Origin of the sequence: Streptococcus sp. oral taxon 061, assembly GCF_964211575.1 — a bacterium.
In the GTDB taxonomy this organism is placed as follows: Bacteria; Bacillota; Bacilli; order Lactobacillales; family Streptococcaceae; genus Streptococcus.
This window is the reverse complement of the sequence record NZ_CAXOQQ010000003.1, coordinates 125,227-143,211: the sequence shown is the minus strand read 5'-3', so window position 1 is coordinate 143,211 and position 17,985 is coordinate 125,227. Positions and strand designations below refer to the sequence as shown.

At 39.4% G+C, this 17,985-nt stretch carries 16 protein-coding genes; 8 read left to right on the top strand and 8 right to left on the bottom strand.

From position 1 onward, the window contains the following. Positions 1-52 precede the first annotated feature (52 nt). Positions 53-952 carry a tyrosine-type recombinase/integrase gene (locus AB8E63_RS03460; protein WP_368909952.1) on the top strand — a complete coding sequence of 300 codons (900 nt, stop codon included), beginning with the start codon at positions 53-55 and terminating at the stop codon, positions 950-952. 22 nt (positions 953-974) lie between these two features. Here the strand turns inward: AB8E63_RS03460 and AB8E63_RS03455 are convergent, their stop codons facing one another. Next, on the bottom strand, positions 975-2,399 hold the full coding sequence (locus AB8E63_RS03455) for an RHS repeat domain-containing protein (RefSeq protein WP_368910019.1): 1,425 nt from the start codon (positions 2,397-2,399) through the stop codon (positions 975-977). A gap of 268 nt (positions 2,400-2,667) precedes the next feature. Here AB8E63_RS03455 and AB8E63_RS03450 point away from each other — a divergent pair, with 268 nt between their 5' ends. The 5 genes from AB8E63_RS03450 to AB8E63_RS03430 all read left to right on the top strand — a co-directional run bounded on the left by AB8E63_RS03450 (position 2,668) and on the right by AB8E63_RS03430 (position 7,634). After that, entirely contained in the window at positions 2,668-3,441 is a 774-nt protein-coding gene (locus AB8E63_RS03450) for an ABC transporter ATP-binding protein (protein WP_004251193.1), read from the top strand. Continuing rightward, positions 3,431-5,485, top strand: a complete 2,055-nt coding sequence (locus AB8E63_RS03445) for an FtsX-like permease family protein (protein WP_368909950.1) — start codon at positions 3,431-3,433, stop codon at positions 5,483-5,485. The genes AB8E63_RS03450 and AB8E63_RS03445 overlap by 11 nt, the downstream gene beginning before the upstream one ends. A 32-nt stretch (positions 5,486-5,517) precedes the next feature. Continuing rightward, positions 5,518-6,201, top strand: coding sequence for a response regulator transcription factor (locus AB8E63_RS03440; protein WP_070677588.1), 684 nt, complete (start codon positions 5,518-5,520; stop codon positions 6,199-6,201). Beyond that, positions 6,191-7,192 (top strand): sensor histidine kinase, encoded by a 1,002-nt coding sequence (locus AB8E63_RS03435; protein WP_368909949.1) that lies wholly within the window; start codon positions 6,191-6,193, stop codon positions 7,190-7,192. The genes AB8E63_RS03440 and AB8E63_RS03435 overlap by 11 nt, the downstream gene beginning before the upstream one ends. 232 nt (positions 7,193-7,424) lie before the next feature. Beyond that, positions 7,425-7,634: a hypothetical protein gene (locus AB8E63_RS03430; RefSeq protein ID WP_368909948.1), complete on the top strand. Its 210-nt coding sequence runs from the start codon at positions 7,425-7,427 to the stop codon at positions 7,632-7,634. Between the two features lie 136 nt (positions 7,635-7,770). Here AB8E63_RS03430 and AB8E63_RS03425 read toward each other — a convergent pair whose 3' ends face one another. The 7 genes from AB8E63_RS03425 to rpsO form a co-directional block, all read right to left on the bottom strand. After that, positions 7,771-9,150 (bottom strand): VWA domain-containing protein, encoded by a 1,380-nt coding sequence (locus AB8E63_RS03425; protein WP_368909947.1) that lies wholly within the window; start codon positions 9,148-9,150, stop codon positions 7,771-7,773. Positions 9,151-9,395: 245 nt separating this feature from the next. Further along, positions 9,396-10,739, bottom strand: coding sequence for a DEAD/DEAH box helicase (locus AB8E63_RS03420; RefSeq protein ID WP_368909946.1), 1,344 nt, complete (start codon positions 10,737-10,739; stop codon positions 9,396-9,398). A gap of 150 nt (positions 10,740-10,889) precedes the next feature. Then, on the bottom strand, positions 10,890-11,585 hold the full coding sequence (locus tag AB8E63_RS03415; RefSeq protein WP_368909945.1) for an alpha/beta hydrolase-fold protein: 696 nt from the start codon (positions 11,583-11,585) through the stop codon (positions 10,890-10,892). Next, the gene (locus tag AB8E63_RS03410; protein ID WP_368909944.1) at positions 11,566-12,576 is read right to left on the bottom strand and encodes an ABC transporter substrate-binding protein; all 1,011 of its coding nucleotides are present in this window, start codon (positions 12,574-12,576) and stop codon (positions 11,566-11,568) included. The genes AB8E63_RS03415 and AB8E63_RS03410 overlap by 20 nt, the downstream gene beginning before the upstream one ends. Positions 12,577-12,599: 23 nt before the next feature. Continuing rightward, on the bottom strand, positions 12,600-13,355 hold the full coding sequence (locus AB8E63_RS03405) for an ABC transporter ATP-binding protein (protein ID WP_368909942.1): 756 nt from the start codon (positions 13,353-13,355) through the stop codon (positions 12,600-12,602). Position 13,356: 1 nt separating this feature from the next. Then, on the bottom strand, positions 13,357-14,403 hold the full coding sequence (locus AB8E63_RS03400) for a FecCD family ABC transporter permease (protein ID WP_368909941.1): 1,047 nt from the start codon (positions 14,401-14,403) through the stop codon (positions 13,357-13,359). 419 nt (positions 14,404-14,822) lie between these two features. Further along, positions 14,823-15,092 carry a 30S ribosomal protein S15 gene (gene rpsO, locus AB8E63_RS03395; protein ID WP_001018251.1) on the bottom strand — a complete coding sequence of 90 codons (270 nt, stop codon included), beginning with the start codon at positions 15,090-15,092 and terminating at the stop codon, positions 14,823-14,825. A 205-nt stretch (positions 15,093-15,297) separates the two neighbouring features. Here rpsO and AB8E63_RS03390 point away from each other — a divergent pair, with 205 nt between their 5' ends. After that, a complete protein-coding gene (locus AB8E63_RS03390; RefSeq protein ID WP_368909937.1) occupies positions 15,298-15,672 on the top strand; it encodes a hypothetical protein in 375 nt (124 codons plus the stop codon). Positions 15,673-15,990: 318 nt separating this feature from the next. Then, a complete protein-coding gene (gene thrS / locus AB8E63_RS03385) occupies positions 15,991-17,934 on the top strand; it encodes a threonine--tRNA ligase (protein ID WP_368909936.1) in 1,944 nt (647 codons plus the stop codon). Positions 17,935-17,985: the final 51 nt, after the last annotated feature.

Sequence of the window (17,985 nt, the reverse complement as noted above, 5' to 3'; positions counted from 1 at the left end):
AAAGCTCCCAAATAAGTTTATAATAGCATGATTATTGATAAAGGAGTTATTCATGGATTATACACTTATTTCTACTTTCTTAGACCACTGCGAAACTCATAGACGCTTAAGTTCACATACGATTAGAGCTTACAAAAATGATATTTTGCAATTTTACAATTCAAATTACACCCGTGTGGAAACCTATGTTGAACATTTGATAAAATCCAATCTTAAATCTAATACATTACGTCGCAAAATCGCTAGTTTGAAGGTGTTTTACAACTACTTGAAATATCAGAATTTAGTTGATGAGAATCCTTTTAATCAATTACGTTTTCAATTTAGAACGGAAAAAATATTACCTAAAACAATTCCCTATGACATTTTGAAAAGTATTTTTTCACATTTAGAAGAGAAAGTTACCTATTCAAAATCTATATATCAAAAACAAATAGCTGAAAGAAATTTGCTAATCATTTCCTTATTACTTTCAACTGGTATTAGGGTTTCCGAACTTTGTCATATTCATCTCAAAAATATTAATCTTTCAAATAGGACTCTCCATATTATGGGAAAAGGTAAGAAAGAACGTATCCTATTTTTAGGAGATCAAATAACATTTAGCTTATTAGAAACATATATAAATAACTACTGCTTTCAAACCAGTGACTACCTATTCCCTGGAAAATATTCTCTCAAACCATTATCAGAGCAAAGTGTACGCTTAATTCTAAATAATCTTGTTGAACAACATAACTTAACTACACCTATTACCCCCCATATGTTTAGACATAGTTTCGCAACAATGCTTCTAGATAACGACGTAGATATTCGATACATTCAACAAATTCTTGGACATAGTTCTATCTCAGTCACACAAATCTATACTCATGTATCTCAGTCAAAGCAAAAAGAAATTCTAACTCTGTGTAATCCCATCGCTTCGATTCATTCACAGTCAAAAAAATAGGGCTACCTTCATGGAGGTAGCCCTATCCTGAATAATTAAGTCCAGTATCGTCAAGATCCTTGCCGTTATAGGCGAATGGATCCCCTGTCGTATCTGTGCTTGTCTTTCTTGCCCCATAGAGGTTATAGCTGCTTGATGCGACGGCTTGTCCATCCTTGGTCAAGCCTGTCACAGAGCCTGACTGGTTGGTCAAGTAGTTGTAGCTGTCACCTGTTTGGTTGTTGAGGTAGCTAGCTCGACCCTGACCATAGCTATAGGTCTCACGAGCCTTGCCATCATGGTCATAGGTTTCGAGGACTTCTGTATGTTCACGATTGACATCGTTGACATAGTTGCGTTCCTCGTAGTAGTTGTAGGTGTCCTCTCGTGTGGTATAAGGGATCAGGACATCCTGAACCTGACTGGCATAGGTCACTTCTCCCTGACCCGGTAAGTTTCCAAGTTCTGGTGGGTTGACGACAATCCCCTCCTTGGTCGCTCGATCCTTAGCCACTTTCTGGTGATAGGCTGTCGACACATCGTCAAAGATGCTGTGCCAGATGCTTCCTATTGTCTGTGGTAGGGTGGATAGGGATTGGAGGACATTCTGACTAAATCCATACCAAAAGAGAGAGTTTTCTTCCCCACTTGGGGCTGTATATGGCGACTTACGACCTGACTTGCTTTCCTTTGGTTTGCGTTGGAAGAGCTGATAAGTGTTCTTGCCTTCCTTGCGACTAGCAGTGAAGACACGATTATCATCCCCGTCGTAAAGTGCAGCCATGAGAAGACCCTTCTTATCCTTGATTGCAAGCAAGCGGTTCTCTGTATCGTAGATATAGTCTAGCTTCTCTGAATTCTTCTCAGAAGCGATACGATTTCCATTCTTATCGTAGGTATAGGTGATGGTACCATCTGGACTTTCTAGTTTGGTCAAGCGGTTATGATCATCGTAGGTAAAGCGTGTCTGGTTCTCCTTACCATCAACTGTCTCGGTGCTAGTCAGCTTATTGCCGGCTAGGTCATAGGTGTAGGAGAGCTTGGAGAGTTCCTTACCAGCTCCATCCGATACGGTCATGTTTTCCACTTGACCCAGAGTATCGTAGGTATAGGTATGGACTAGGGTTTCGCCATCCTGCTTAATGGTTTCCTTAGCGATATAGCCACCATCGTCATACTCATAGCCGTAGCTAGAGATGAGTTTGTCCTGCTTATCCATGTGACGGAGTCCGGTGAGACGGTGAGCCTTGTCATAGGTCAAAGTTGAGCCATTAGGGATTTGAATCGCACCAATATAGCCATCTGTATTATAGGTGATACTATAAACCAAGCCTGTAGGAGATGTAATCTTGACCAGCTGGTAATTTTCATTATAATCAAAGCTTGTTTTATTGCCTTTTTCATCTGTCTGACTCGTTAAGAGACCATGATAGTTAAAGGTTTTCTCTTGATGATTGTGATCAACAATTCGGTATTCCTTAACATCGTAGTCTTCTTTTTTATCTCCTCCAAAGTCACCTTTCTTTGTTTCAACTGTTTTTACTTCGAGAGTGAGGTCATAGCCACTTGGAGCACGATATTTATCACCATCCTTTTTAAATTCCTTGAAACCATGCTATAATATAGTAAGTATAGCTCCAATAACCTAATGTTAAAGATTTCTTACATCATCCGTAAGTGTTATTCTACTCTGATTCATATTATAATGAAAGTAACAAAAGATGGAGGTGTTTCACATGGAAACAATTTTACGAGTAGAATCATTAAAAAAGCATTATGGAAAAGAACCGAATATCACCAAAGCCTTGAACGGTATATCTTTTCAGGTTGTCAAAGGTGAGTTCTTAGGGATTATGGGGAGCAGTGGTTCTGGGAAAACAACCCTTCTTAACTGTCTCGCTACTATCATCAAACCAACTGACGGCTCCATTCAAATGCAAGAAAAAGATTTAGGTCAGTTAAAAGGTAGTCAGTTAGCTGATTATCGTGGCAAGGAAATTGGTTACCTCTTTCAAAATTTTGAGCTTTTGGACAATCTGACAGCCAAAGAAAATATTTTACTCCCCTTGTCTTTGCACAAGGTCGATGCCAACGAAAGCAAGGTTCGGTTAGAATTGCTTTCCCAATATCTAGATATTTCTGAACTTCTGGATAAGTTCCCATCTCAATTATCAGGTGGTCAACGGCAAAGGGTAGCTGCTGCGCGTGCCTTGATTTTAGACCCTAAGATTGTATTTGCAGATGAGCCCACAGGAGCTTTGGATTCAAAAAATGCGACCATTTTGATGCAAAAATTATCCGAAATGAATCAAGTGGAAGAAACCACCATTCTCATGGTGACCCACGATTCAGTCGCTGCCAGCTTTTGCAACCGCATCTTGTTTATCCAAGACGGAAAACTATTCCATGAAATTCGACGCGATTATCCAAGAGAAAGTCAAGAAGATTTTTACCACAGAATACTAAAGGTCATGTCTGCACTGGCTGGAGGTGATGGCAATGTTTTCTAAACTAGTCTCAAGAAATAGCAAGAGGGATCGAAAGAATAATGGCTTGTATTTCAGTTCCATGGTTCTTTCTATTATCTCCTTTTACATCATCCTTTCTTTGTCCCATCAAGATGTGATGTTCTTTCTCAAACAAATAGAGAGTGACGCTGTAAATAAACTCTTTAGCATGATTCCCATTCTTTATGTAGCAACCCTCTTTATTCTCTTTTTTCTAGTCTATTTCGCAAGCAGTATGCAGATGGAAAGGAGAAAACATGAATTTGGTGTCTATCTAACGCTAGGGATGCGAAGAAGCAAACTGTTCTTGCTGCTCCTACTCGAGGATTTGAGAAACAGTATCCTTGCTCTTGGAATAGGTCTTCCAATTTCAATCTTGATTTCAGAACTGATTAGCCTAATAACCGCTAAAATTGTTGGGCTAGGGATTATTGAACATCAATTTTCTCTATCTACTACAGCTCTATTCTATACAATCATCGGTTTCCTAGCCGTAAAATTAGCTGTCTTTATTCTTTTAAGTGCAAAAACAGCCAATAAGCAAATCGGAGATCTGCTATCCTATTCTCCTTCAGGCATGAAGAAACTACTCCCCAAGGGTGTGTACCTTCTTGCTTCTGTCCTCGGAATTTTGCTTCTAGGAACAGCCTATTACTTGGGGATGAGTGGACGAGCTTGGGAAAATGCCATAACAATGGGCATCACTGTTCTCTTGGGAACTCTAGGAACTATACTACTCTTCTTTGGTATGCGTTTGTTTATAGACTTTTTGGTCAAGCTTGGAAGCAATCGAAAACTCCACACCTATAATTTTAGACAGATTCAGGAATTAGTTATCCAGCGCTCAACTATACTGGCTATCTGCTCCCTCTTAATCTTCTCTGCCTTGTGCCTCTTTGGAGCAGGTGTTGCCATTGCAAGTGGCAGTTCAGGCAATCGAACCCACGTTTTGGATTATACATTTAGAGATAGCAAGCAGGATACAGATGAAAATCTTGATGTAAGTACAGTAAAAAAAGAGCTTGAAGCTGCTGGACTAGAATCACAGTTTTCAAAGATTCTGCAAATTAAAGTAGGCAAACCTAAAGAACACGAGTCCGTGTCCTTCGAAGAGATTATCAAGGAGTTGAAAAAGCAAAAAGACAGCAAGAACAAGGAAATTTTGCTCCAAAGATTTAAACAGTCTACTACTTCCCACCTCATACCAGTTTCCGAATACAATGAACTTAGAAAGGTTGCCAATCTCCCTCCTCTAGAATTAACTAGTAAGGAAGCATATTTGTATATGGGGAAAGATTTTCTGCCAGATGAAAGTCTCGTCAACTCTGTCCTAAAGACAAAGCCTCAAATCAAAGTCATGGGAAATGATGTAAAATTGATTGGAGAGGTTCAGTCTTTACCGATTGTAACGGATCGTGAAATAACCATTTCTGTTGCCCTCATAGTCCCAGATGAAGTCTTTATGAACTATACAGACGGTCGATACTCGAACTATGTCAGCGGTATCTTAGCTCCTGAGCTAGTCAAGGAAAAAGGCCTGATGAGGGCTATCTCAGATACCAATGAAAAGCTAAATCAAACCTCTCTTGGCTATGAAAGCTATATACAAAATATGGGAAGACAATTATTTTACATTATCTCTGCCAGCTATATCACCATCTATCTGGCTATCATCTTCCTTGTTGTGGCAAATACAATCATTGGCGTTCAGTTTTTGATGGGACAAAGACAATCCTACAGACGATACCAAACCTTGATCCATCTTGGAGCCAACTACGAAACTCTTTGTAAATCGTCAGAAAAGCAAATCAACTGGTATTTTGGTCTACCAATAGCCCTTGCACTTATCAGTAGTAGCTTCGGAGTGAGCTCCCTCCTCACAGGAATATTACCAGCCAGTGCAAGAATGGCCATGGGGCAGAAATTTATGACAGCCATGGTGATAATACTGCTGTTAGCTGGATTTGAAGTCATCTATATAAGAATTGTAAAGAAAAATAGCAACAAGTACTTGTTGTCATTGATGGAACCCAAAAGAGGTGAATAAGGTAGAATAAAATAGGAAAAGGAGGAGCCGGTATGAAGCATATTCTGGTTATTGAAGATGAAACCTTGATTCGAGATGAAATTGTCATTTTGTTAGAGAATGCGGGTTATCAAGTTGATAAGTTGACTGACTTCAAAGATACAAGCCAGCAAGTATTGCAATACGATACGGATTTAATCATACTAGATTTGAATTTGCCAGGAGAAACAGGTTTCCACATTTGTAAGAATCTCAAGTCCAAACGCTCTGTGCCCATATTGGTTCTCACCTCCCGTGAACAACTAAAAGATGAGATTTACGCCCTAAAATTAGGGGCTGACGAGTACTTAACAAAACCTTTCAAGAAAGAAAGATTCTTGGCTCGTATAGAAAACATCTTGAAACGCTATGAAGGTAGACAAAATTTGCTTGAAAAAGATAATTTCCTGCTGGATAGAAATACCTATACTCTTTATATCAACGGACATTCGATTTTACTCCCTAAAAACCAAGGGAAATTGTTAGAAACCTTATTAGTGGCAACTGGTTCTGTCGTCACAAAAGAAGAACTAAGCATGAAACTGTGGAATACAACTGAGTTCATCGATGAAAATGCCCTACAAGTAAACATTGCAAGGCTGAAAAAGATGATGAAACAGGTTGGCATTGCCCTTAAAGTCAAGTCCGTCAGAGGTATTGGTTACAAGCTAGAAGAGGTAAGTCCAGATGAAACATAATCTAAAATATCTAGCTAGTTATCTGCCTTGGTTACTTGTTCTCTTAGCATTTGATCTATTTACAGCTGTCCTGCTTTGGCTTTCAGATGTGAGAATGTTTCAAGCTCTCATCCTTCTCTATATTTTAGCCACCGTCCTGCTTTTTTTCATCCTATCTTTCTTACTTATAAAAAAAGAAAGAAAAAAAGCCGCTGCTTATAAAGCCTTCATAGCCAATCCTAAGATCGATACTGAGCTTGAATTATTGAATTTATCAAGTGCCTCAGAGAAAGAAAGCATTGAAAAAATAGCAGATACACTTTATCAAAAGCAGGCTCAAATAGGAAAACTCAACTCATTACTAGCCGAGTACGAGGACTATGTTGAAAAATGGGCGCATGAGATTAAACTTCCTTTATCGCTTCTTTCCCTCCTTTTAGACAATCAAAGTGACCAACTACCTGAGGATACTGCTTTTAAATTGGACTATGTGAAAAATCAAATCCAAGGAAATGTATCACAGATCTTATTCTACTACAGGGTGAAAAGTGAGAAAAATGATTTTCTATTTGAAGACCTTGACCTAGAAGAGTGTATCCAAGATCTTTTGGAGAACTTTGATCCCTTGCTCAAAGAAAAGAATTTTACGATTAAGTTAGAAAACATACAAGGAACCTGCTACACCGATCAACGCAGTTTTGGATTTATCCTGTCTCAAATACTAGCCAACGCCCTTAAATATAGCTCTGACAAACCAGAACTCAAGATTTCTATGTCAAGTGACAAGGGGCGCAAAACCCTGATTATTAGGGATAATGGGTGTGGAGTTAAAGCTTGCGACCTGCCTCATATCTTTGAAAAAGGATTTACAGGTGATTCAGGAGAGACAAGGAAAAAATCAACAGGCATGGGTCTCTATCTTGTCAAACAATTAGCAGATGCTTTAAAAATCGACATCGTAGTAAAATCCGAATGGATGCATGGATTTGAAATCTCTCTTTCTATTTCGTAATTTTTCGATTAAGAAAATTGCCCAGTCATAGAAAGCACATATTTTATACCAAAAAGGAAATCAGCGTTTTTATTTTTTTGTTAGCATCAAAATTCTTAATTTATGAATCAAAAACACCTGATAAAAGCCTATCAGCTCTAATTCAGGTGTTTTGTTTTTATTGATTTATCTTTTGTTCTTTTCTTTTATTTATAGTATACTGATATTAAAAGTATATTGTAGGAGAATTTAAATGAAAGTTTTTTTTGCAAGATTTGGTGAATTAAACCTTGTTACTTATCTGATATACGTGTGCATTGGCCTCGCTCCTCTCTTTCATATCTTTATTATCGGATCAGAAGTGAGTCCTGGAAAATTTGTTTTAACCATCTTGGGTATCGTTTACGTTATCGTTTTAACGATTGCTAAAATTTATAGGAAATTTTTCTGGAAATCATCGTAAAGAAACATAAAAATCCCATCAGAATATTTGAACCACACCTACTTTAGTCTAATTCTAATAGCTCTCATATTATAATAAAAAAACACTTGAGCGGAAAGCATATAGCCCACATCAAGTGTTTTTTTATTACTTTATACTACTGTTCTTTTGATTTTCTGTTTCCTAGGGCTAATCCAAGTCCAGCGAACAATAGACCAAGTCCCATGAGGCTTTGATTTCTTGTATCATTGCTTCCAGTTTCAGGAAGTTTAGCTGGTTCTGGTTTGTAAGCAGTAGGTTCTGGTTTAGGAGTTGCTTTCTGCTCCAAAACTGGCACAGTTGTACGACGTTCCAAGTAGAATTGGTAGCTGTCTTTTGTTACCTTGTACTGACGTCCCTCACTGACTGTTTCCACAATCCATGAAGCTGCATCCTTAGTTAAAGAATCAGCCAAGTTACGATCAATATCCATTAAACGTCCCTCAGACACAAAATCTTTATAGTTTCGTTGATTATAAAAGGTTGTCGCTACGATTCTATCAATACCAGCTTTTTTCAGAGTTGTTAAAGTCTCATCGATAGATGGAATTGACGGATCTTCTTTCATCCTAGCATCTGTTAACAACACCACAAACTTTTTATTTTTTGGTGACTTAGACCAGTCGTAAGTAGAAACAATCTTTGTGAGAGCAGGAGTTGCTGTTTCAGGAGAATCTCCCCCATGTGCAATCTTAATTTTTTCTAAAGCTTTTTCAAGTTCAACTGGATCTGTTGTAAAATAAGTCTCACCAAATTTCGTTAGAATTGTACCTTCGTCAGTTTTTCCTGATCGACGTCCGTATACTTCATCACTATATGTAGCTAATCCAAAACGTGCCGCTACTCCATCTTTGGCAAGATTTCTTGCAAACTCATTGACATTTCTACGAACAGTATTAATGGTTCCTCCCATAGATCCTGAACGGTCAACCACGAAAACAATATCAGCTGCTCCTGCTTTTTTTACAGTTGGTGGTGTTTTAGTTATTTCCACAGTTGTTGTCTTGTCTACTCGTTCGTACTGAGTAAATGTATTTCCTTTTTCATCCTTGCCAGTTACTGTACCTTCAGTAGTCGTCGTTGCTGGTGCCGGAATTGTCTCATCTTTAGATGCAATCACTTCTGTTTTTGAAACTTCTGCAGTCGCTGTTTCTACATAGACTTTTTGATTGCCTTCTTGACTTTCTTTGACATCAATAGGTGATAGTTTGGTAGAAACATCAATTAAATCGCCTGGTTTTGCTTCTGATTCTTTTACAACAGCTTTTTCACTTTCTGCTGCAATTTCTTCAGTTGCAACTTCAATAGGCGATTTGACTTCTTCAACTACTTTTGGTGCCTCAGTTACCTTAGTAATTTCACTTGACGAAACTTTACTAGTTTCATCAGCAGAAACTTGTCCAAGTTGTGCAAAAGCAAAGAGGATAGCCACAGATGCCAATCCAACTTTCATTCTACGAAACGAAAAACGTTCTTGCTTAAACATTCCTTTTGCCATAATGACCTCTTTTCTTTAACAGATTTAATATTTTTTTAAAATCTGTTTTTTTTTTAGAATAACATAAATTAAGAATGTTTTCAAATATTTTCTGGAATCAAAGTATTGATTAAAAATCCTATAGCATCAGTCTTTATGACGATTTCTTGTTTGCTGTCCAAATTAATTAACGTTTTTTGCTTACACTATCTTAGGCTTTAAGAGTCAAAAAAACAGTAAAACCACCTGGTTCTACTGTCTCAATTCTAAAACGTTTGACGCTTAGCTTTACGTTCTGCACGTCCACGGGCACGACTTTCAGCACGCTTGGTTTTACGGCGTTTTTCATCGACCGCCCACTGGATTTTCTTCTTATAGCCTGGTTTGACTTTTTTCTTTTTCTTTTTGACCAGCCCAATCATTTCGATATCCAGTTTTTCCTGCTTCTTCTCACGATTGGCACGACGGTCACGGTCATAAGTGTCTTGGAACTCTCCATCTTTAACAACCTTAGGTACAAACTTAATTCCTAATTTCTCTAACTCACGAATATCAGAGTCATCACTTGGCTGATAAAGGGTGATGGCTGTACCTGGTAGACCATTACGTCCAGTTCGTCCAACACGGTGAACAAAGAAGGACAAGTCTTGTGGAATAGCATCGTTGATAACGTGGCTGACACCTTCGATGTCAATCCCACGCGCAGCCAGGTCAGTCGCAACAATATACTCAAAATCAAGGTTCTTCACCTGATTCATGATACGTTTGCGTTCACGAGGTGCAATATCCCCATGGATCTTTGCCACCTTTAATCCTTGAGCTGTTAAGTATGTGTGCAATTCATCCGCACGAGTTTTTGTATTGACAAAAATCATGGCGAGATACGGCTGCATGACTTGAGTCAACTCATAAATCTGAGCATTCTTGTCACGACCCTTGGTCGAAATCAACCAGTTGTCAATGGTATCAGAGATAACAGTTTTGGTCTTGATTTTCTCCATGACAGGATTTGACAAATACTTTTTCAAGAATGGTTGCAGTTTTTGTGGAATAGTTGCTGAAAAGACCATAAACTGCAAGTCTTTCGGAAGACTTCCTGCAATCTTATCAACTGTTTCCAAGAACCCCATATCCAAGGTCATGTCGGCTTCATCGACAACAAAAATCTTAGCCTTATGGATAGCCAAATCACCCGATTTTACCAAGTCATAGATACGACCTGGAGTTCCGATGACAATATGTGGTTGGTTACTTGCCAATTTCTCAATCTGACGGGCCTTGTCTGTACCACCAACATAGTTCACAACACGAATCTCAACATCTGAATGTGATGCTATCTGACGAGCCGCTTGATAAATCTGTGTTGCTAACTCACGACTTGGAGCTGTGATAACGGCTTGCACACTATCGCTTTCTTCGTCCAATTGTTGGAAAATGGGAAGTAAGAAAGTATGAGTTTTCCCTGAACCTGTTTTTGATTCACCGACCAAGTCACGACCTGCTAAGACAATAGGAATCAACTTTTCCTGCACCTCGGTAGGAGTCGTAAACTTCAACTCCTCCAAAGCTTTTTCTATATATTTCTTAAATTTAAATTGTGTAAATGACATAATTTCCTCGATTCTATCTATTCATTATACCATAATTTAGTCTATTACAGGGGATGGCTTTCCGTCAAGGCCGAGAACTTGAAAATTCTAGTGACTCAGCATACAAGAGAAACACTCCTAGTTACCATGAACAAGGAGTGTTATAGGGGGTTACTTGAGCTCCCACTCTTTTCTCAGCCAATCACAAAAATAGTGATAACGTTCCCTAAGAGCTTCATGATGCCCATAAGCATCAAATGTGCAATAAGTCGAAGGGACTTTCTCTGAAATCAGATCATGTAGATCTCTGGCATAAATAGGAGCCTTAGACAGACGATTGGAATGATTGGCACCTTCTGTCTGACCATTTTGCAGATAAATCAGGCTTTGGCTCTGTATCAAGTCATGTCCCCTACAAAAGTCTATAAAGTCTGGATACCAGAAGGAACCACAGATAGAAAAGATACAGGTAACAGGAAGATAACTACTATAGAGACTATAGATAGCAGCAAGACCACCCAGTGAATAGCCACCATAAGCAATTCGACTTTCATCAAGCAAATATTCTTTTTTTAGAATTTTTAAAATTCCTTGAAATAGATTCTGATGGTATTGGTCTACCTTTCCACCAAAGTCTGGTGCCCCTTCTTTCAAAGCACCAGTCTTCCAAGGTGTAAAGTCATCCAGACGATTTTCTGGAATCAAACCCACCAAAATTACAGATTGAGATAAGTCTGATAAGTAGTCCAATTGTCCATCATTTAAAAGAATCATTGGGTAGGCTTGTTGAGGATCATAGTTTGAAGGAAGACTGACCCTAACTCGAATCCCTTCCCAGTTAAACTCCTTATTTCTTGATAAAGTCATTGATTTTTTCAAGGGAATCAATCACTGCAGGACCGTAATCCATCAACTCATCGTAAGAGATAGTCATGATTTTTTGATTCTTGATTGCTGGGACATTTTCCAAAACAGCATTTGCCTTCATCAAATCCACTGCTTTTTCATCTAACTTTTGATTACGATCGCTAGTTACATAGATAATCAACTCTGGATCCATTGACACTAGATTTTCCAGGGTCAAGCCAGAAGTTCCTGTTGCGACATTGGTATAACCAAGTTGGTTGAGCAAACTTTCTTGTAGGGCTGACTTGTAGGCACCAAAGGTTTCATCATTGTAGGCCACCATAATCAAAGCCTTTTTCTTTTCACCCTGTGTTTCTGGGTTTGCTTTCTTAACCGCATCGATTTTAGCTTGTAATTGCTCGGCATATTGGTTAGCCTTGTTTTGGACATTGAAAATGGTACCAAGATTCTTCACATCTTCTACGATATTTCCTAAATCTTGTTGGATAGTTGAAAGTGAAGCTTTTTGCGTATAAACAGGGATTTTGTTTTCATTCCATGCACTAATGGTTCCCATTGACTTTTCAGAAAACATCATGTTGCGTCCCATCAAGGCATCTGGTTCATAAGAAAGAACTGTTTCTTGTGAGACAGATTTTTTATCACCAATGTGAGGGATGGCTTCAATAGCATCCTTGTATTTACCAGTTACAGCATTATCAGGATTGAGCATACCAGCAATTTTATCCTTCAAACCGAGTTCAAGTAGGATTTCAGTTGTTGAAAGGTTGTTGGTGATGACCTTTTCAGGTGCCTTTTCAAATACTTGTTCGATTTCGTTTCCTTTAGCATCATAAGTTTTGATAGTCACAGGGTAGCTGGTTTCTGTATTAGCTTTTTGACTAGCTTCTGTTGTAGCCGGTGCCGTTGCTGTTTCTTTAGATGCGTTACCACACGCTGCCAAAGATAAGGTAGCTACTGTTACAAGCAAAATACTAAGTGTTTTTTTCATGTTTTTATTTTCCTTTTTAATTTTTATAAATAGTGAATCATGGCTTGCTGATCTTCTGTCCAAGTTACCTTACTTTGAACGCCATAGACAGCCTGCAATGACTCGGGTGTGATGGTCTCTTTTGGAGTACCTTGGTAAACAATCTCCCCTTCTTTCATTAGGTAGATATAGTCTGAATAGCGACAAGCCAGCTGAATATCATGCAAGACAGCTAGCACATTGATCTGAAGATTTTTGACAATGGTCAATAAGTCTAGCTGATACTTGATATCCAAATGATTCGTCGGTTCATCTAAGAGCAAGAGTGTCGGCTCTTGGGCCAAGGCGCGTGCTAACAGAACCCGCTGCTTCTCTCCCCCTGACAAAGAAGAGTAGAGTCGATTTCTCTTTTCGAGCATATCTACCTTGACCAAAGCATCCTCAACCAAAGCAAAGTCTCTGTCTTTTTCCTTTTGCAAGAAAGAGAGATGAGGAGTTCTGCCCAGCATGACAATCTCCTCAACCGTACAATCAAACTGAAGTTGATTAAACTGCGTGATGACTGCCATCTGCTTTGCCGTTTCTTTGACGCTCATTTGGTCTATAGGCTTCCCATCTAAAGAAATCAAGCCCTGATTCGGCTTTTCCTGTCGATAAAAGAGTTTCAGCAAGCTGGTCTTTCCACTTCCATTTGGTCCCAAAATAGTATGAAATTGGTCTCCCTCAAGTTTAAGTGAGACTCCTTTGAGAATCTTTTTTTCTCCGATTCCAAAGTGAATATCCTGACACATTAAATCCATATCAGACTCTCACCTCCCTTCGTCTACTTGCAACCATGTAGATAAAGAAAGGTGCACCTACTAGGGCCGTGAAAATACCAATCGGAAGTTCAGCATTTTGAATCAGAATGCGAGCAAAGACATCTGCCCAGACGACAAAGAGGGCGCCTAGTAAGGTTGCAATCGGAAAAAGCCTTTTGTAATTTGTCCCTACCAAACTTCGAGCCAAATGCGGTGTAATCAAACCGACAAAACCGATAATCCCACAGGTCGATACCAAGATAGCTGTCATCACAGCTACAATCGTCACATAGAGATACCAATAAAAACGCAAGGGAATTCCCAAAGTCAAAGCCGCCTCATCACCCATCATCATGGCATTGAAAACACGGTATTGTGTAGAGAAAAATAAAAAGGCGATTCCCACGATTATAGTTGGCAAGGTTAAGTGAGCCCATGAGATCCCCGCTAAAGAACCCATGGTCCAAAACTTGATGGTCATAACGCTATCAGCATTGGCCCCAATAGAGATAATAAAGTTTGAAAAAGCCAAAAATAGTGCATTGACAACCGTCCCTGATAAAATGAGGCTAGAAGTTGTCATCCTGCCCTGCATAGACGCAATGAGAAGAACTGCAACTGTTGCTAAAATCGCTCCTAGGAAAGAACCTAGACCAATCATAACTTTAAATCCAAGAATAATACTCAAAGTTGCTCCAAAGGTTGCCCCGGCTGAAATTCCTAATACATAGGGCTCTGCTATTGGATTGTTGACCGTTGACTGCATGACACTACCACACATGGAAAGGCCTGCACCCACAATCAAAGCAAGAAAAACCCGTGGTAATCTCATATTCCAAACAATAGCAAGCGTAGACTTTGAAATGTCTCCTATCTCAAAAGGAGCCCCTAACTGACTCAAAATTATCCGATAGGTATCACTCAAGCTAATTTGAACAGACCCCATAGAAACTGCCAGAAACAGAGAAATCCCCAAAGTTCCTAACAGGATAGCTAGTAAAAAACAATATCTCAGGTTTTGATGGCTTCCAGAAAATTTGGAAAGCATGAAACCCTCCCTTAATCAAATATTAAAAATTTAGACAATTTTCATAATTAGTATACCACATTTCTAAATCAGGAACAAGACTAGAAAAAAGCACACAAAAAAGCCCTCTGAAGTCAGAGAGCTGATTTGAGCTCGGGCTAAAATCTTAGTGAAACAAAAAATCTCCCCGGAGGGAGATCATTCTGGTTTATTTTACCTTACATTGCTAGGAACCGTAACCGAAGATTATACTTGAGTATATCGAGGTAAGGTGACAAAAATAAAAAGCTACTCAACTAGAGTAGCTTTATTTTCAAGATGTGCTCAATTGAACACGGCCTAAGCACTTGGCAAAAAAGATAAAATCTCCTAGAAACTGAAGTTTCTTCGTCAATTTTCCTATTTTTGCTTTGTGCTTTTGACGGCCTTTGTATCTTGAATTAACGACGAAGTCCAAGAGAGTTGATCAACTCACGGTAACGGTTAACGTCATTTTTACGCAAGTATGCAAGCAAGTTACGACGGCGACCGATTTTCTTCATCAATCCACGGTAAGTAGCGTGGTCTTTTTTGTGTTGTTTGATGTGTTCGTTAAGGTGGTTGATTTCCCAAGTAAGGACAGCAACTTGAACCTCTACTGAACCTGTATCACCTTCGTGACGTGCATATTGTGCAATGATTTCATTTTTTTTCTCTTTTGAGATTGCCATGATGTTTCTCCTTTTTATTTGGCTTCATCCGAGTGACAGGTTGGCATGCCTGTAACCAAGAAGAAGTTATTTGTCTTTACGACATTTCTTATTCTACCAAGAACTAAGTTCTTTGTCAACTGATTTACTATTCTTACCGCAAAAGTGCTATAATAGTTATAGGAAGGATATCTAAGTTGACATCTTGAAAAGAGAGGTGATTACCATGCGTAAATTCTCGCAATATCTCCCCTACTATCTGGTCATATTTTTCTTTTATTGGCCACTTTATGAGCTGTTATTATGGACTATTACTAAAAACTATATCTTGAAGGAGCTCACCATCGGCAACGTTATTATCTTCTCTCCACTGGTGACTTTCATAGTATCACTATTCTACTCTTATCGTTTCAAGTTCTCAGTTTGGTGGTTAATTGGAGTTGGCTTGCTCTTTTGCTTTACCATCATTACTTTCGGAGAATTTATCCTTCTCTACTTCCTAGCCTATGAAATCTTTGCCCTCGCGGGTATGGCTGTCGGTGTAGCTATTAAGAATCTAGTGCAAAAAATGAAAAACAAAAAACTTTCACAAAATCCTTGAAAAATCTCACAATCATGCTATAATAATGCATAGAGACAAGTCACTTAGCCCCTTTCTACCAGAGAGTGCGTGGTTGCTGAGAACGCATAGGAAGCCTAAACTGATACTACTCTACTGACTTTTATGCAAACATAAAACGGTGGCCACGTTAGAGCCAATCAGAGGTGTCCCTCTTTTTTGAGGAACATAAATGAAGGTGGAACCACGTTGCGACGTCCTTTTTAGGATGTCGCTTTTTGTTTTTCTTGATTTAAGACTGCAAAATAGGAAACACTTCTGCTATAGAAATAATGGATAACTAATATAAGGAGAAATCACATGATCAAAATTACATTCCCAGATGGCGCTGTTCGTGAATTCGAATCTGGCGTTACAACTTTTGAAATTGCTCAATCAATCAGCAATTCTCTAGCTAAAAAAGCTCTTGCTGGTAAATTTAACGGCAAACTCATCGACACTACTCGTGCGATCACTGAAGATGGAAGCATCGAAATCGTGACACCTGATCACGAAGATGCATTGGATATCTTGCGTCACTCAGCAGCCCACTTGTTTGCCCAAGCAGCTCGTCGTCTCTTCCCAGACATTCACTTGGGTGTTGGTCCAGCTATTGAAGATGGTTTCTACTACGATACTGATAACCAAGCTGGTCAAATCTCTAACGAAGATCTTCCTCGTATCGAAGAAGAAATGCAAAAAATCGGTAAAGAAAACTTCCCATCTATTCGTGAAGAAGTGACAAAAGATGAAGCCCGTGAAATCTTCAAAAACGACCCTTACAAGTTGGAATTGATCGAGGAACACTCAGAAGACGAGGGTGGTTTGACTATCTACCGTCAGGGTGAATACGTGGACCTCTGCCGTGGACCACACGTCCCTTCAACAGGCCGTATCCAAATCTTCCACCTTCTCCATGTAGCTGGTGCCTACTGGCGCGGAAATAGTGACAACGCCATGATGCAACGTATCTATGGTACAGCTTGGTTCGACAAGAAAGACTTGAAAAACTACCTTCAAATGCGTGAAGAAGCCAAAGAACGTGACCACCGTAAACTTGGTAAAGAGCTTGATCTCTTCATGATTTCTCAAGAAGTTGGTCAAGGTCTACCATTCTGGTTGCCAAATGGTGCGACAATCCGTCGTGAGTTAGAACGCTACATCGTCGATAAAGAGTTGGCTTCTGGCTATCAACACGTTTACACTCCACCACTTGCTTCTGTAGAGCTTTATAAGACTTCTGGTCACTGGGATCACTACCAAGAGGACATGTTCCCAACTATGGATATGGGAGATGGGGAAGAATTCGTCCTTCGCCCAATGAACTGCCCACACCACATTCAAGTCTTTAAACACCATGTTCACTCATACCGTGAATTACCAATCCGTATCGCTGAAATTGGGATGATGCACCGTTACGAAAAATCTGGTGCCCTCACTGGTCTTCAACGTGTGCGTGAAATGTCTCTGAACGACGGTCACCTCTTTGTGACTCCAGAACAAATCCAAGAAGAATTTCAACGTGCTCTTCAATTGATTATCGATGTTTATGAAGATTTCAACTTGAATGAATACCGTTTCCGCCTCTCTCTTCGTGACCCTCAAGATACTCACAAGTACTTTGATAACGATGAAATGTGGGAAAATGCCCAAACCATGCTTCGTGCTGCTCTTGATGAGATGGGCGTTGATTACTTTGAAGCTGAAGGGGAAGCAGCCTTCTACGGACCAAAATTGGACATCCAGGTGAAGACAGCCCTTGGAAAAGAAGAAACCCTTTCTACGATCCAGCTTGACTTCTTGCTCCCAGAACGCTTCGACCTCAAATATATCGGAGCTGATGGTGAAGAGCATCGCCCAGTTATGATTCACCGTGGGGTTATCTCAACCATGGAACGCTTCACAGCTATCTTGATTGAAAACTACAAGGGTGCCTTCCCAACATGGCTTGCACCACATCAAGTAACCCTCATCCCAGTATCTAACGAAAAACACGTGGACTACGCTTGGGAAGTAGCTAAGAAACTTCGTGACCGTGGTGTCCGTGCTGATGTGGATGAACGCAATGAAAAAATGCAGTTCAAGATTCGTGCTTCTCAAACTCAAAAAATTCCTTACCAATTGATTGTTGGTGACAAGGAAATGGAAGAGCAAGCCGTAAACGTTCGCCGTTATGGTCAAAAAGAAACAGAAACCATGCCAGTAGATGCATTTGTAGAATTGATTCTTGCAGACATCGCCAATAAATCTCGTGTTGAGAAATAAACCGATCACAGTCTGAGAAACATTTATCAGTAAGAAAAAGCAACAACTATT